The 15,707-nt window shown below is 64.3% G+C and carries 15 protein-coding genes; 4 read left to right on the top strand and 11 right to left on the bottom strand.

Features of this window, described 5'->3' with window-relative positions:
* Positions 1 to 21: 21 nt before the first annotated feature.
* The 10 genes from MTR72_RS26725 to cysG all read right to left on the bottom strand — a co-directional run bounded on the left by MTR72_RS26725 (position 22) and on the right by cysG (position 9,313).
* A complete protein-coding gene (locus tag MTR72_RS26725) occupies positions 22 to 525 on the bottom strand; it encodes a CAP domain-containing protein (protein ID WP_280966793.1) in 504 nt (167 codons plus the stop codon).
* 215 nt (positions 526 to 740) lie between these two features.
* Complete coding sequence (locus MTR72_RS26720; protein ID WP_280966794.1) at positions 741 to 1,775, bottom strand: sulfate/molybdate ABC transporter ATP-binding protein; 1,035 nt, start codon at positions 1,773 to 1,775, stop codon at positions 741 to 743.
* Positions 1,765 to 2,676 carry a sulfate ABC transporter permease subunit CysW gene (gene cysW, locus MTR72_RS26715; protein WP_280966795.1) on the bottom strand — a complete coding sequence of 304 codons (912 nt, stop codon included), beginning with the start codon at positions 2,674 to 2,676 and terminating at the stop codon, positions 1,765 to 1,767. Before cysW ends, MTR72_RS26720 begins: the two co-directional genes overlap by 11 nt.
* Positions 2,677 to 2,686: 10 nt before the next feature.
* Complete coding sequence (gene cysT / locus MTR72_RS26710) at positions 2,687 to 3,523, bottom strand: sulfate ABC transporter permease subunit CysT (RefSeq protein ID WP_341511559.1); 837 nt, start codon at positions 3,521 to 3,523, stop codon at positions 2,687 to 2,689.
* A gap of 38 nt (positions 3,524 to 3,561) precedes the next feature.
* Positions 3,562 to 4,563 (bottom strand): sulfate ABC transporter substrate-binding protein, encoded by a 1,002-nt coding sequence (locus MTR72_RS26705; protein WP_445819641.1) that lies wholly within the window; start codon positions 4,561 to 4,563, stop codon positions 3,562 to 3,564.
* A gap of 112 nt (positions 4,564 to 4,675) precedes the next feature.
* Positions 4,676 to 5,407, bottom strand: coding sequence for a phosphoadenylyl-sulfate reductase (locus tag MTR72_RS26700; RefSeq protein ID WP_280966797.1), 732 nt, complete (start codon positions 5,405 to 5,407; stop codon positions 4,676 to 4,678).
* Positions 5,404 to 5,919: a DUF934 domain-containing protein gene (locus MTR72_RS26695; protein ID WP_280966798.1), complete on the bottom strand. Its 516-nt coding sequence runs from the start codon at positions 5,917 to 5,919 to the stop codon at positions 5,404 to 5,406. The genes MTR72_RS26700 and MTR72_RS26695 overlap by 4 nt, the downstream gene beginning before the upstream one ends.
* Positions 5,906 to 7,561 (bottom strand): nitrite/sulfite reductase, encoded by a 1,656-nt coding sequence (locus MTR72_RS26690; protein WP_280966799.1) that lies wholly within the window; start codon positions 7,559 to 7,561, stop codon positions 5,906 to 5,908. The genes MTR72_RS26695 and MTR72_RS26690 overlap by 14 nt, the downstream gene beginning before the upstream one ends.
* Before the next feature lie 10 nt (positions 7,562 to 7,571).
* Positions 7,572 to 7,889: a DUF2849 domain-containing protein gene (locus MTR72_RS26685; RefSeq protein ID WP_280966800.1), complete on the bottom strand. Its 318-nt coding sequence runs from the start codon at positions 7,887 to 7,889 to the stop codon at positions 7,572 to 7,574.
* A complete protein-coding gene (gene cysG / locus MTR72_RS26680) occupies positions 7,886 to 9,313 on the bottom strand; it encodes a siroheme synthase CysG (RefSeq protein ID WP_280966801.1) in 1,428 nt (475 codons plus the stop codon). The genes MTR72_RS26685 and cysG overlap by 4 nt, the downstream gene beginning before the upstream one ends.
* A 244-nt stretch (positions 9,314 to 9,557) precedes the next feature.
* Here cysG and cysD point away from each other — a divergent pair, with 244 nt between their 5' ends.
* The 4 genes from cysD to MTR72_RS26660 all read left to right on the top strand — a co-directional run bounded on the left by cysD (position 9,558) and on the right by MTR72_RS26660 (position 15,173).
* A complete protein-coding gene (gene cysD / locus MTR72_RS26675; protein ID WP_280971132.1) occupies positions 9,558 to 10,352 on the top strand; it encodes a sulfate adenylyltransferase subunit CysD in 795 nt (264 codons plus the stop codon).
* Between the two features lie 20 nt (positions 10,353 to 10,372).
* Positions 10,373 to 12,310 carry an adenylyl-sulfate kinase gene (gene cysC, locus MTR72_RS26670; RefSeq protein ID WP_280966802.1) on the top strand — a complete coding sequence of 646 codons (1,938 nt, stop codon included), beginning with the start codon at positions 10,373 to 10,375 and terminating at the stop codon, positions 12,308 to 12,310.
* 416 nt (positions 12,311 to 12,726) lie between these two features.
* A complete protein-coding gene (locus MTR72_RS26665) occupies positions 12,727 to 14,892 on the top strand; it encodes a malate synthase G (RefSeq protein WP_280966803.1) in 2,166 nt (721 codons plus the stop codon).
* Between the two features lie 80 nt (positions 14,893 to 14,972).
* Complete coding sequence (locus MTR72_RS26660) at positions 14,973 to 15,173, top strand: CsbD family protein (RefSeq protein ID WP_280966804.1); 201 nt, start codon at positions 14,973 to 14,975, stop codon at positions 15,171 to 15,173.
* 277 nt (positions 15,174 to 15,450) lie between these two features.
* Here the strand turns inward: MTR72_RS26660 and MTR72_RS26655 are convergent, their stop codons facing one another.
* Entirely contained in the window at positions 15,451 to 15,606 is a 156-nt protein-coding gene (locus MTR72_RS26655; RefSeq protein WP_341511557.1) for a Thivi_2564 family membrane protein, read from the bottom strand.
* Positions 15,607 to 15,707: the final 101 nt, after the last annotated feature.

Below are 15,707 nucleotides of genomic sequence, written 5' to 3'. Positions count from 1 at the left end.
CATCCCGGGATCAAGTCTGGCTTATCGGGGGTCGGTCGAGGCCAGGATCATGGTCCAGAACACCTTGTATTTGGTGCCCGGAGCGTAGCTCGCCGCTATGCCCAATTTTGTGACACCGCTCTTGAGCATGTTGGCCCGGTGCGGAGGCGAGTCGCGCCAGCCGGAAAACGCTTCTGCCAGCGTATGATAGCCGGCCGAGATGTTCTCGACCGCGACGGTGGCCGGATAGCCGCCTGCATTGAGGCGCTTGCCCAGGGGTGCGCGGACGTCATGGTCCATCTTGTTCGCCGCCGCCATGGCGTTGGACTGGGATTCGGCGAGCATCGTCAGGTCGGGGTCGATGATGACGGTGCCGAGCCCGTTGTTCTGCCGGTACTGCGAGATCATCACTGCGGCCGCCTGCGCATCGAGCTTCGCGCCCGGGACCGCCATGTCCGCATACATGGACGGTTGCTGGATCGGCGCTTCGTTGCCCGCACAGCCGGAGAGCAGCAAAAGAATGAGAATTGCGGCCGCGGCGCGCATGAGTAAGGCCCCCAAATGAGGGGGCCGTTGTTGCATACCAACCGTGGCTGAAAGGTGAATTTTGAAGAAAATTGCACCCGACGTCATTCCAGGCTGCGCGACGCGCAGACCGGGAATCTCGCGCCACAAACTCGGGATTCCGGGTTCGATGCAGAGCCTGTCATCGGACCGGCCGAACGCCGGACCCGGCGGCATCGCCCCGGAATGACCGGAGGTTAGCCCGCAAATATCCGGTAACGACGGGGCTCGAGGCCGATCGTGTCGCCGGCGCGAAGTTCCTTGTCGCGGGGGGCGTCGATCTCGATGGTTTCGCCACCGAACAGCGCCACTTCGGCTCGCTGCACCGGGCCGAAATTCCGGACCTGCTGCACGGCGCCCTCAAAGGCTCCGCTGCCGGCCGGGCCGACCAGCATGTCATGTCGCCTCACGAACAGTCGTGACGCGCCAGGCGTGATGCCCTCGGCTATCAGATTGAGCGGGCGATCGCCGAGCCGGACTGCTCCACCCGCCACCTCGACCGGCAGCACGATGGATTCGCCGATGAAGCCGTGCACGAAGGCGGTGGCGGGATTGTCGTAGACCTCGTCGGGCGAGCCGATCTGCTCGATCTTGCCCCTGTCCATCACCACGACGCGGTCGGCGACTTCGAGCGCCTCCTCCTGGTCGTGGGTGACGAAGATCGAGGTGACGTTGATCTCGTGGTGCAGCGAGCGCAGCCATTTGCGCAGTTCTTTTCGTACCTTCGCATCGAGCGCGCCGAACGGCTCGTCGAGCAGCAGAAAGCGCGGCTCGATCGCGAGCGCACGGGCAAGCGCGATGCGCTGGCGCTGGCCGCCGGAGAGCTGGCTCGGATAGCGGTCGGCGAGCCAGTCGAGCTGCACGAGGTCGAGCAGCTCTTTGACGCGCGCACGAATGGTCGATTCATTCTTGCGGATGGCGCGCCGCTGCACGCGCAGGCCGAAGGCGACGTTCTCGAACACCGTCATATGGCGGAACAGCGCGTAGTGCTGGAATACGAAGCCGACGTGGCGCTCGCGCGCGCCCTGCGCCAGCGCGTCCTCGCCATTGAAGGAGACTTCGCCGGCATCAGGCCAGTCGAGTCCGGCGATGATCCGAAGCAACGTCGTCTTGCCGGAGCCGGATGGGCCGAGCAGTGCCAGCAATTCGCCATTGTCGACCTTGAGGTCGACGCCATCGAGCGCCGCGAAGCTGCCGAACTTCTTGACGAGATTCCTGACTTCAATGGTCACGGTCGTCGTGTCCTTCGCGCAGATGACGTTCGAGAACGGTCTTGGCGATCAGCGTGATCAGCGCCAGCATCGCGAGCAGCGAGGCGATCGCAAAGGCGGCAACGAACTGGTACTCGTTGTAGAGAATCTCGACCAGCAGCGGCATGGTGTTGGTCTCGCCGCGGATGTGGCCGGAGACGACCGACACCGCGCCGAACTCGCCCATGGCGCGCGCGTTGCAGAGCAGGACGCCGTAGAGCACGCCCCATTTGATGTTGGGCAGCGTGACGCGGAAGAAGGTCTGCAGGCCCGAGGCGCCGAGCGAGATCGCGGCCTCCTCCTCCTGCGTGCCCTGCTCCTGCATCAGCGGGATCAGCGCGCGCGCGACGAACGGGAAGGTCACGAAGGTGGTCGCCAGCGCAATGCCGGGCACCGCGAACAGGATCTGGATATTGTGCTCGCGCAAGGCACCGCCGAAGTAGCCTTGCGCGCCGAACAACAGCACGAAGACGAGGCCCGAGATCACCGGGCTCACCGAGAACGGCAGGTCGATCAGCGTGATCAGGAAGGTCTTGCCCTTGAAGTCGAATTTGGCGATCGCCCAGGCCGCGACCAGGCCGAATACGAGATTGAGGCCGACCGAGATCAAGGCAACCAGCAGCGTCAGCTTGATCGCAGCCAGCGCCTCGGGCTCGGAGAGCGCAGCAAGATAGGCCAGGATGCCCTTCGAGAACGCCTGCGTGAATACCACCACCAGCGGCAGCACGACGAAGACGGTAAGGAAGAGGACTGCAAGCGTGATGATGGCGATGCGCACCGCCTTCGGTTCGGTGCGGAGGTTGTCCTGCGCGGCCGCCGCGTGCGCACGCGCCTTCGCTTGCGACGACGAGAGCGAGACGATATCTGCGATCTGCATGGTCATCGCATCCGCCTCAACGTGCCGGAATCCGGGTATGCGCCCAGCGTTGCAACCGGTTCGCCGCGAAGATGACCACGAATGACACGACGAGCATGACGGCCGCGATCGCGGTCGCATCGGCATAGCGGAATTCGGAGAGCCGGATCACGATCAGGAGCGGCGCGATCTCGGAGACGTTGGGCAGATTGCCGGCAATGAAGATCACCGAGCCATATTCGCCAACGGCGCGCGCAAAGGCGAGCGCAAGTCCAGTCAGCAGCGCGGGCGCGAGCGAGGGCAGGATCACGCGGACGATGGTCTGCCAGCGGCTCGCCCCTAAACTACCTGCGGCCTCCTCGATCTCGGGATCGAGATCCTGGAGCACCGGCTGCACGGTGCGGACCACAAAGGGAATGCCGATGAAGATCATGGCAACGAAGATGCCGAGCGGCGTGAACGCCACCTTGATGCCGAGGGCAGCGAGCGGTGCGCCCAGCCAACCCTTCTCGGCGAACAGCGAGGTCAGCGCGACACCGGCAACCGCCGTCGGCAGCGCGAACGGCACGTCGACAATGGCATCGAACAGCCGCCGGCCGGGGAAGCGGTAGCGCACCAGCGCCCAGACGATGATGCTGCCCATGACCAGATTGACGCAGGCCGCCGCGAAGGCGAGTCCGAACGAGACCCGTAATGCGTTCAGGGTGCGGCGGCTGGAGAGAATGTTCCAGAACTGCTCGGGGCTAAGCTCGAGCGACTTCAGGAACAGCCCGGCGAGCGGAATCAGGACGATGATCGACAGCCAGGACAGCGTCAGTCCCATCGTGAGACCGAAGCCCGGCAACGTCCGGCGTCGTGTTGCGATTGCGCTCACCAGAACCCCTGTGACAGCCGTCGTTGCGCAATGCCCGATCAGTTCTTGTATATCTGATCGAAGACGCCGCCATCGGCGAAATGTTCCCGCTGCGCCTTGGTCCAGCCGCCGAACACGTCATCGATCGTGAATAGCTCGACCTTGGCGAACGAGCTTTCGTACTTCTTGGCGATCTCCGGATCGCGCGGACGGTAGAAATTGTGCGCGGCGATCTCCTGGCCTTCCCTCGTGTACCAGTACTGGAGATAGGCATCGGCGGCGTTGCGGGTGCCCTTCTTGTCGGCAACCTTGTCGACGATCGCGACCGGCGGTTCGGCGAGGATCGACTGCGGCGGCGCCACGATCTCGAACTTCTCCGCGCCGAACTCCTTCAGGGCGAGGAACGCCTCGTTCTCCCAGGCGAGCAAGACGTCGCCGACGCCGCGCTCGACGAAGGTCACGGTCGCGCCGCGCGCACCGGTATCGAGCACCGGAACCTGCTGGTAGAGTTTTCCGATGAAGTCCTTGGCTTTGTCGGCCGAACCATACTTCTTCTGCGCAAAACCCCAGGCCGCCAGATAATTCCAGCGCGCGCCGCCCGAGGTCTTCGGGTTCGGCGTGATCACGGCAACGCCGGGCTTGAGCAGATCGTCCCAGTCCTTGATGCCCTTGGGATTGCCCTTGCGCACCAGGAAGACGATGGTCGAGGTGTAGGGTGATGAATTCTGCGGCAACCGCTTCTGCCAGTCGGCGGCAGTGAGCCCCTTGGCGGCAATGGCGTCGATGTCGTAGGCGAGCGCGAGCGTCACGACATCGGCCTGCAATCCGTCGATCACCGCGCGCGCCTGTGAACCGCTGCCGCCGTGCGACTGTTTGATCTCGACGCTCTTGCCGGTCTCCTTCTGATAGACGCGTGAAAACGCCTTGTTGAATTCGACGTAGAGCTCGCGCGTCGGATCGTACGACACGTTCAACAGATTGATGTCAGCGGCGAGAGCCGAGCTTGCCCAGAGCAGTCCTGCAGCGAGCGGAACGATACGACGCATCATATCCATCTCCATTCACTTCGGTGACGTCAGTGTCAGCGAAGGCGTGCAGACATAACTCGGGGCGAAATGCGCTTAAGTCAACGGAACCGGATTTCCTTGTTCGCAGCGTGGCAGCCCGACTGTGCTACGAAATCTTCATCGTGTGAATGCCGCATTCTGTCTTGGTCCGGCCGCGCCACCGGCCGGCGCGGGAATCCTCGCCTTCGGCCGTCCGGCTGGTGCAAGGCATGCAGCCAACGGACAGGAATCCTGACGCGACCAAAGGGTGCCGCGGCAATTTGGCGCGGATGAAAATCGCTTCCAACTCCTCGCGCGAGACATTCGCGAAGGGATTGAACTTCAACCGCGCGCCATCGTCCTCGACCACTGGAATGTCGGCGCGCGCGTTGCCCTGGAAGCGCTTGCGGCCATTGATCCAGGCCGAGAACGGCTTTAGCGCACGCGCCAGCGGCTCGACCTTGCGGATGCGGCAGCAGGCGTCCGGATCGGAGAACCAGAGCTCGCGGTCCGGATCCTCGCGCGACAGTGTCTCCTCCGCCGGCTTGATCGAACGGACGTCCTGCAGCCCGAGCGTCGCAATCAGCGTGTCGCGGTAGGCCAGCGTCTCCTCGAACAACCAGCCGGTATCGAGGAAGATCACGGGGATGGCGGCATCGACGTCCGCCATCACCTTGAGCAGCGTTGCCGATTCCGTGCCGAAGGACGAGACCAGTGCGAGCTTGTCGCGGCCAACCGCCTTCAGCGCCGCGGCGATGATCTCCGCGGGTGACGCATCGCGCAGGCTGCGGGCGAGTTCTTCCGCCGAGGGCAATGCGGATACCGGCGTGGACGAAACCTGAGGCGCGATCGCGTTCACGTGCCAACACCCTCGGAATGGCGGAGCTGCATGCGCCGGTGCAGCGCCGTGATGCGGCCATCTCCGGTCGGCTGATAGAACACCGAATAGCGCTTGGCGGTCTGCATGAAGGCTTCCGCGTCGGCCTGCTTCTTGACGTCGAAGGCATCGAAGCCCGCGCGCAGCATGAACACGAACTGGTCGCGCAGCACCTGTCCGGTTGCGCGCAGCTCGCCGCGATAGTCGAAGCGCTCGCGCAAGAGCCGCGCCTGGCTGTAGGCGCGTCCATCACGGAAGGTCGGAAACACCAGCGCCACCGCCGCAAGCCTGCCGAGATAGGGCACGAGCTCGTCGACGTCGCGGTTGTTCGGCCAGATCACGCCGACCTTGCCGGCGCGCGCGAGGAAGGCCTCCGCATCGCTGAGGAAGCGCTCAGCCGGCACCAGGATGTCGCCGCTTTCGGGCAGCGGCGTGTCGACGGCGAGCTTGGTGAAGCTGTCGTCGACGATCTTTCCGCCGTTAACGAGTGGCATAGACACGCTCCTTGAAGGGCTCGACGCCGAGACGTTTCACCGTGTCGATGAACAGCTCTTCCGGACGTTCGCGCAACGCGAGATAGGCTTCCACGACGTCCTCGACGACGTCGGCGACCTCGTCGAATTTCACGCCGGGGCCGATCAGATTGCCGAGCGCGGCATTCTCGTCGGCGCGGCCACCGATGGTGATCTGATAGACCTCCTCGCCGTTCTTCTCGACGCCGAGAATGCCGATATGGCCGACATGGTGATGGCCGCAGGCATTGATGCAGCCCGAGATGTTGATGTGCAGCCGCCCGATCAGGTTGGCGAGCTCGTGATTGGCGAACCGCCGCGTCAACTCCTGCGCGATCGGGATCGAGCGCGCATTCGCCAGCGAGCAATAGTCGAGCCCGGGGCAGGCGATGATGTCGGTGATCAGGTTGACGTTCGGCGTAGCCAGCCCGAGCTTGTCGAGCGCCTTCCACAGCGCCGGCAGGTCGCGCTTGGCGACGTGCGGCAACGCCAGGTTCTGCTCGTGGCCGACGCGGATTTCGCCGAAGGAATATTTGTCGGCGAGATCGGCGAGTGCATCCATCTGCTCGGCAGTGGCATCGCCCGGAGGCTTGCCGGTCGGCTTCAGCGAGATCGTGACGATGGAATAGCCCTGGACCTTGTGCGCGGCGACCGAGTTCTTGCGCCACGCCTCGAAGTCCGGATCGGCCGCGGCCTGGCGCAGCTCGTCCGGCATGTGCGGGAGCTTCTCGTAGGCCGGATAGGTGAAGCGCGAGCGGATGTCCTCGATCACCTCATCGTCGATCTGGAGCGAGGAGTTGCGAATGTGCTGCCACTCGTCCTCGACCTCGCGGGAGAATTTCTCGATGCCGAGCTCGTGCACCAGGATCTTGATGCGCGCCTTGTAGATGTTGTCGCGGCGGCCGTACTGGTTGTAGACGCGTAAGATCGCCTCGATATAGCTCAGGATATCGCGGCCATGCACGAAATGCTTGATGGTCTTGGCGATGAACGGCGTGCGGCCGAGACCGCCGCCAACCAGCACTTCGAAACCGGTCTCGCCCTTCTCGTTCCTGACCAGCCTGAGGCCGATGTCGTGAATCTTGATCGCGGCGCGGTCATGGTCCGACGCGGTGATCGCGATCTTGAACTTTCGCGGCAGGAACGAGAACTCGGGATGCAGCGTGGTGTGCTGGCGGATCAGCTCCGACCAGATGCGGGGATCCTCGATCTCGCCCGGGGCGACGCCGGCCCATTGGTCCGAGGTGACATTGCGCATGTTGTTGCCGGAAGTCTGCATCGCATGGATGCCGACCTCGGCGAGATCGGCCAGCGCATCCGGCAGCTCGGCGAGCTTGATCCAGTTGAACTGGATGTTCTGCCGCGTGGTGAAATGGCCGTAGCCGCGATCGTAGGTCCGCGCGACATGCGCCAGTCGTCGCAACTGCTTCGACGCCAACGTGCCATAGGGAATCGCGACGCGGAACATATAGGCGTGCAGTTGCAGATAGACGCCGTTCTGAAGCCGCAGGAGCTTGAATTCGTCCTCGGTGAGCTCGCCGGAAAGGCGCCGCTTCACCTGGTCGCGAAATTCCGAGACACGCTCGTTGACCAGCGTGCGGTCGATTTCATCGTAAGCGTACATAAAAAGTGCCTTAAGCCTGGACCGGCTGCCCGATGGTCACACCGGTGCGGCGGATCTGTTCGCGCAGATTGCCGGGTTCGATCTTGCCGTCGTCGCCGACCTGCACCGGGGCGATATAGGCGCCCACGGCGCCGACGTCATCAGCAACGGACTCCGCGAGCAACGCTTTCGCGTCATCGGAGTTGCACACGATCGCGGCCTGCGAGAGGTCGGCGGACCAGTCCTTGGCGGCGGTGCGATAGACCACCGCACCATCCCAGGTGCGGTTGGCAGTGACGACCGAGGGGCCGGCGATGCGGATCTTCTTCTGTTCAAGTGGGGAGGTCATTCGGCTGCATCCAACAGGTCTGAGATGATTTGCTTGGGGGTTTCACGGCGAAGGGAACCGGCATGCCGGACCACCTCGCCGATGATGAGAATGGCAGGACCGCCATTGGTCCGCCTGACGAGCTCGGGCAGGTCACGCAGCGTGCCGATCGCGGCTTGTGCATCGGGCCGGGTGACGCGGGCAAACACGCCGACCGGCGTCTCTGGTGAACGTCCCGCGGCGAACAAGCCTGCGCGCACGGCGGGCGCTGCAGTCATGCCCATGTAGACGACGACGGTCATCCTGGTGTCGGTCAGCGTCGACCAGTCGACGGTCTCGGCGTCGCGCGCCTTGTGCGCGGTAAGGAAGGTGACGCGGGTCGCTTCATGGCGGTAGGTGAGCGGCACCTCGAAATCGGCGGCGCCGCCGATGCCAGCGGTGATGCCGGGAATGATCGAATAGGCAACGCCAGCCGCTCGCAGCGCTTCGATCTCTTCACCCCCGCGGCCGAACACGAAGGGATCGCCGCCCTTCAGCCGCACCACGCGCTGTCCGGCCTGTGCGGCCTCGATCATCCGCCTGTTGATGGCGTCCTGTCCGATGCCGGGCTTGCCGACACGGCGGCCGACGGCAACGCGGGTGGTGTCGCGGCGGATGCGGTCGAGAATTTCCACCGAGACCAGCTCGTCATGAAAGACGATATCGGCATCCTGCAACGCGCGCAGCGCCTTGATGGTGAGCAGATCAGGATCGCCGGGGCCGGCGCCAACCAGCGTCACGGAGCCCTCCGGCTTGCCAGCGCGTGCGAAGGCGGACGGATCGGAAATTTGCGCAAGCGCAGCTTCCGCCTCGCCCTTGCGGCCGGCGAGCACGGAGGCGCCGATCGGACCATCGATCACGCGCTCCCAGAAGCGGCGGCGCAGCGGAAACTCGGCGATGCGCTCGTTGATGGATTTGCGGAAGCCGCCGATGAACTCGGCGAGCTCGCCGATGCGGGCCGGCAGCAGTGCCTCGATCTTCTCGCGGACGCGCCGCGCGACCACCGGCGAGGTGCCGCCGGTGCCGACTGCGACCACGACATCGCCGCGATCGACGATTGCCGGGAAGATGAAGCTGGAATGCTCGAGGTCGTCCATCACGTTGACGGGCAGGCCGAGCGCCTTGGCGCGAACCGACATCGCCACCCCAATGTCGCCCGCCCCGGCGCAGACGATGGCGATGACGCCAGCAAGGTCGGCAGTCAACGGATCGCCGACAGCGAATTCGATGCGCGCCACGTCGTCGGGAGCAAGCCCGCCGAGGTCATGATTGCCGTCGATCGCATGCACGCGGATGCGCGCACCGGCTGCGGCGAGCACGCGCAGCTTGGCGCGCAAAAGCTCGCCCGCGCCGATGAGAACCACCGGACCGGCCTTGAGATCGAGGAACACCGGCAAGAACCGCATGCGATACTCGCTTCCCCCAATTCGGGGTTGACTGGAATTATTTTCTATATATGTGTCGTTTCTAGCGCGCAAAGAGAAAATTTTTTCTTCTCTTCTGCACTGCAACTATAGAATTTTCGCCTCCAAACGCAAAGTGGCAGAGATGCATCTTCTCAAGGACGATTCCGCAGCCGACGGACTGAGCAGCGCAGCGCTCGCCGAGCGCGTGCGCGCGCAAGAATTTTCTGCCGACCTTGCCCCGAGCATGGACCACCTCGATCAGCTCGAGGCGCAGAGCATCTACATCTTCCGGGAAGCCTTCGCCCGGCTGAAGAAGATCGCCCTGCTGTGGTCGCTCGGCAAGGATTCCAACGTCATGATCTGGCTGGCGCGCAAGGCGTTCTTCGGCCGCATGCCGTTCCCGGCCCTTCACGTCGATACCGGCAAGAAGTTTCCGGAGATGTATCGCTTCCGCGATCACTACGGGAAAGAGTGGGAGCTCGACCTCCGCGTCGATCCCTGCCCGCCGATCGATGCCGTCGATCCGACCTTGCCGCCGGCGGCGCGGTCGGCCGCGCGCAAGACCGAAGGTCTGAAGATGGCGCTCGCCAAATACGGCTTCGACGGCCTGATCGCCGGCATCCGTCGCGACGAGGAGGCGACGCGCGCCAAGGAGCGCGTGTTCTCGCCGCGCGGGCTCGAAGGCAATTGGGACGTGCGCGACCAGCCGCCGGAATTCTGGGACCAGTTCAACGCCTCGCCGCCCCCGGGCGCGCATCTGCGCATCCATCCGATCCTGCATTGGACCGAGGCCGACATCTGGGCCTACACCAAGCGCGAGAACATTCCGATCATCCCGCTCTATCTGTCGCAGAACGGCAAGCGCTACCGCTCATTGGGCGATGCCGACATCACCTTCCCGGTGAATTCGACGGCGGCGAACATCGACGAGATCCTGATCGAGCTCGAACAGACCAAGGTGCCGGAGCGCGCCGGCCGCGCGCTCGACCACGAGACCGAGGACGCCTTCGAGCGCCTGCGCGTCGCCGGCTATCTCTGACCTCAGGACGTAACGCGGCTATGAACATGATCGTCACCACGGCTTCGCCCGCCACTCCGAACGGCACCACGTCGATGCCAAATGGCACGACGCGACCGCAAGTCCGCATCGTCATCGTCGGCCATGTCGACCATGGCAAGTCGACGTTGGTCGGCCGTCTCCTGCACGAGACCGGCAGCCTGCCCGAAGGCAAGCTCGAGATGCTCAAAGCCGTCAGCGCGCGGCGCGGCATGCCGTTCGAATGGTCGTTCCTGCTCGATGCGCTGCAGACCGAGCGCGACCAGGGCATCACCATCGACACCACGCAGATCCGATTCCGCACCAATTCGCGCGACATCGTGCTGATCGACGCGCCCGGCCACGCCGAATTCCTGCGCAACATGATCACCGGTGCCTCGCAGGCCGACGGCGCGGTGCTGATCATCGACGCGCTCGAAGGCGTGCGCGACCAGACCCGGCGGCACGGCTATCTCTTGCATCTGCTTGGCGTGAAGCAGGTCGCGATCGTCGTCAACAAGATGGATCGCGTCGACTTCGCCGCCGACCGCTTCAAGGCGATCAGCGACGAGATCTCCACACATCTCGAGGGCCTCGGCGTGACGCCGACCGCGATCATCCCGATCTCCGCCCGTGACGGCGACGGCGTCGCCGAACGTACCGACCGCATCGGCTGGTACAAAGGTCCGACCGTGGTCGAGGCGCTCGACCGGCTCGAGCCTGCGCGCCCGCTCGAAACGCTGGCACTGCGCCTGCCCGTTCAGGCGATCTACAAGTTCGACGACCGCCGCATCGTCGCGGGCCGCATCGAATCCGGCAGCCTCAAAGCGGGCGACGAGATCGTGATCATGCCCGCCGGCAAGATCGCGAAGATCAAGACGGTCGAGAGCTGGCCGGTGACGCCGGTCGCGACGCGGCAGGGCGCGGGACGATCGGTCGGCATCACGCTCGACCGCGAACTGTTCGTCGAACGCGGCGACATCGTCGCGCATGCTGGCACCGCGCCGCGCGACACGCGACGGCTGCGCGCGCGTATCTTCTGGCTGCACGACAAGCCGCTTGCCAAGGGCGACCAGCTCCTGGTGCGCTGTGGACCGAAGGAGAGCCGCGCCACGGTTGTCGCGATCGAGAAGGCGGTCGATCCCGGCGAATTGTCGAGCACCGAGAACAAGGCGATCGGCCGCAACCATGTCGGCGAGATCGACATCTCTCTTTCCAATCCGATCGCAACCGATCCCTACACCGAGAATCCGCGCACCGGGCGCCTCGTGATCGAGGTGTCGGGACGCATCGCCGGCGGCGGCCTGGTGCTGTCCGTCGATGCCGGCCAGCGCGCCGTGCCCGTCGACATCGTGCCGGTGGAATCGGCGCTGCGGCCCGACGAGCGCTCCGCGCGCTACCGTCACAACGGCGCGGTGATCTGGCTCACCGGCCTGCCCGCATCCGGCAAGTCGACGCTGGCGAAGGCGCTGGAGCGGCGGCTGTTTACGAATGGCGGCTCTCCCATCCTGCTCGACGGCGACACGCTGCGCGCCGGACTCAACGGCGATCTCGGCTTCTCCACCGCCGATCGCAGCGAGAATATCCGCCGCCTCGCCGAAGTCGCCACGCATCTGGCGCGCAACGGCCATATCGCGATCGTCGCCGCCGTCTCGCCGGCCCGCGAGGACCGCGCCGCCGCGCGCCGCATCGCCGACACCGCGTTTCGCGAGATCCATGTCGCAACGCCGGCAGCCGTGTGCGAGGAGCGTGACCCCAAAGGCCACTACAAGAAGGCTAGAGCCGGCGCGCTTGCCGCCTTCACCGGCATCGGCAACGACTACGAGACGCCCAAGGCCGCCGAGCTCGTGATCGACACCTCGGCGCGGACGGTCGCGGATGCGACGGATGAGATCGAGCGCATGCTCAAGGCGACCGGCGTGCTGTTCGACGAGATGGTCGACCTCGCGGCGAATATTTGAGGCGGCTCTTTCGCGAGAGGCGTCGCGCTTGATCCGCACAAGCGACCGCGTCCCCTCCCCCCTTGCGGGGGAGGGCTAGGGAGGGGTGCCACACGGCATACTCTCTCAATCATTAAGCGAAGCGCTCGCTCCGTCGATTTCGGACACACCTTTTCTTGGGCTACCCCCTCCCCCGCCCTCCCCTGCAAGGGGGAGGGAGCGCACTGTGCCTGCTTCGCGATCGAGGCTCCCTTCTGAGCAAGAGCTCAGCACGCTAAGCCGCACCACTTCTTGACATTTTGACAAGCGTTTAGGGGCCTTCTCACGGCCCCGGTTTTGGGGCTAATAGGGCCCCGAAGCCGTCCTTTGCGGGCGCATTTTGCTGCTGTCGGGTCAAAAGCAGCCCAAAACAGCCAATTCCAACAAGAAAGCCCATCATGAAACGCGTCGACGCCCATGGATTGAAGATCGCCCCGGTCCTGTTTGATTTCATCGCCAAGGAAGCGGCCCCGAAGACAGGCATCGCGCCGGACGCGTTCTGGGCCGGGCTGGCCGCCATCCTTGGGGATCTTGGGCCGAAAAACCGGTCGCTGCTTGCGGTTCGCGACACGCTCCAGGCCAAGATCGACGACTGGCACCGCGCCAACAAGGGCAAGCCGTTCGACATCGATGCCTACACCGCGTTCCTGAAGGAGATCGGTTATCTCCTGCCCGAGCCGGCGACGCAGAAGGTCGAGACAGCCAATGTCGACGAGGAGATCGGCAATATCTGCGGCCCTCAGCTCGTCGTGCCCCTCACCAATGCGCGCTACGCGCTGAACGCGGCGAACGCGCGTTGGGGCTCGCTCTATGACGCCTTCTACGGCACCGACGCGATCCCGCATGATCCTTCCAATACGGCTAAGGGTTACAACAAGGCGCGCGGCGACAAGGTGATCGCCAAGGCCAAGGCGTTCCTCGATGCTGCCGTGCCGCTGGCGACCGGCAGCCACACCGACGTCACCGCCTACAGCGTCGTCGCCGGCCAGCTCGCGGTGAAGCTGAAGAGCGGCAATGCCACCGCGCTGAAGAACGCAGGCCAGTTCGCGGGCTTCCAGGGCGATACGGCGGCACCTTCCGCGGTGCTGCTCGTCAACAACGGCCTGCACGTCGAGGTCAAGATCGACCGCAATAACCCGATCGGCAAGGACGATCCGGCCGGCGTCGCCGACATGATCATGGAGGCCGCGGTCTCCACCATCCTCGACATGGAGGACTCGGTCGCCGCGGTCGATGCCGAGGACAAGGTGCTGGTCTATCGCAACACGCTCGGCCTGATGGACGGCACGCTGTCGGCAGATTTCGAAAAGGGCGGCAAGACGCTGACGCGTGCGCTCAACGCCGACCGCAGCTACAAGACGCCGGACGGCAAGGGCGAAGTCAAGCTGCATGGCCGCAGCCTGCTCCTGATCCGCAACTGCGGTCACCACATGTTCACCGACGCGGTACTGGACGAGACGGGCGAGGAGATTCCGGAAGGCATCCTCGATGCCGCCGTCACCGGCCTTCTCGCTATCCACGACCTCAAGGGCCTGTCCAAGGTCAAGAACAGTCGCACCGGCTCGGTCTATATCGTCAAGCCGAAGATGCACGGCCCCGACGAGGTGGCGCTGACCTGCGAGATCTTCGGGCGCGTCGAGAAGATGCTGTCGCTGCCGGAGAACACGCTCAAGGTCGGCATCATGGACGAGGAGCGGCGCACCACCGTCAACCTCAAGGCCTGCATCCAGCAGGCCTTGAAGCGCATCGTCTTCATCAACACCGGCTTCCTCGACCGCACCGGCGACGAGATCCACACCTCGATGGAAGCGGGTCCGATGATCCGCAAGAACGAGATGAAGGCGCAAGCGTGGATCAAGGCCTATGAGGACTGGAACGTCGACATGGGCCTGATCGACGGGCTGCCCGGCCATGCCCAGATCGGCAAGGGCATGTGGGCCGCGCCCGACAAGATGGCGGACATGCTGGCCCAGAAGCTCGCACATCCGCAGGCCGGCGCCACCACCGCCTGGGTGCCCTCGCCGACCGCAGCCACGCTGCATGCGCTGCACTATCACCAGGTCAACGTGATCGCGCGCCAGCAGGAGCTCGCCAAGGGCGGTCCGCGCGCGAAACTTTCCGACATCCTCACCATTCCGGTGTCGAAGTCGAACTGGGCGCCCGACGACGTCAAGCAGGAGATCGACAACAACTGCCAGGGCATTCTGGGCTATGTCGTGCGCTGGATCGACCAGGGCGTCGGATGCTCCAAGGTGCCCGACATTCACGACGTCGGCCTGATGGAAGACCGTGCGACCTTGCGCATCTCCAGCCAGCATCTCGCCAACTGGCTGCATCAGGGCGTCATCACCGAGCCACAGGTGATGGAATCGCTGAAGCGCATGGCCGTCGTCGTCGACAAGCAGAACGCAGGCGACGCGCTCTACAAGCCGATGGCGCCGTCCTTCGACGGCGTCGCCTTCAAGGCCGCGTGCGACCTCGTCTTCAAGGGCCGTACGCAGCCGAACGGCTACACCGAATACATCCTCACCGCCCGCCGCCGCGAGGCCAAGGCCCTGGGCTGATCAGGCGAAACGTCGCGGCGCGCAGCGGAACGGCGGCGCGCCGGTCGCGTTGTCCGGCCATCAACCGATTGGAGATGGTCATGGACTGGAATCGGATCGAAGGAAACTGGAAGCAGTTCAAGGGCTCGGCCAAGGAGAAGTGGGGCAAGCTCACTGACGATGACCTCAGGCTGATCGAGGGCCGTCGCGAACAACTCGAAGGCCGGCTCCAGGAACGCTACGGCAGAGCCAAGGACCAGGTTCGTCAGGACGTCGACGACTGGCTCAAGTCGCTGCACTAGAGCGGCATGCAACCAGCCCCGGCGCACGCCGGGGCTTTTTTGTTGGAAGGCTCGTAGCTGCGCCGATGAATCCATCATCGTCGTCCTGGGCAAGCGAGCGCTTGGCAACGCGCAGCGTTGTCCAATAGCGAGCGCCGATCCAGGACCCATTACCACCGCTCTGCGTGCTAGCACACTTGCTGCTCGCAGTGCCGCGCCGCAACTGAATCCTGGGGTAATGGGTCCTGGCTTTCGCCAGGACGACATCGAACAAATTGAGCTTGGATTCGCTGCTCCGCTAGAACACCGTGAGATATTTCAGCAGCGACACGACACCGATAATGATGACGATGATGCGCGCAATCTGCTTGGCGCGGCCATACATCGGCAGCATGTTGATGAGATAAAGAACGAGAATAACGACGAGAAAGGTGACAAGTACGCCGATCAGCATTGCAAAGCCCCCTTCAGGCGATTCCTAACGATGTCCTAACGCGAGCCACGCATTCCCGGTTCCACGTCGGCAAGTCACTGCAATTTCCGGTTGCCAAGCCG

The sequence above is a fragment of the Bradyrhizobium sp. ISRA442 genome, assembly GCF_038085055.1.
Classification (GTDB): Bacteria; Pseudomonadota; Alphaproteobacteria; order Rhizobiales; family Xanthobacteraceae; genus Bradyrhizobium.
This window is presented reverse-complemented; position numbering and strand designations above follow the sequence as displayed.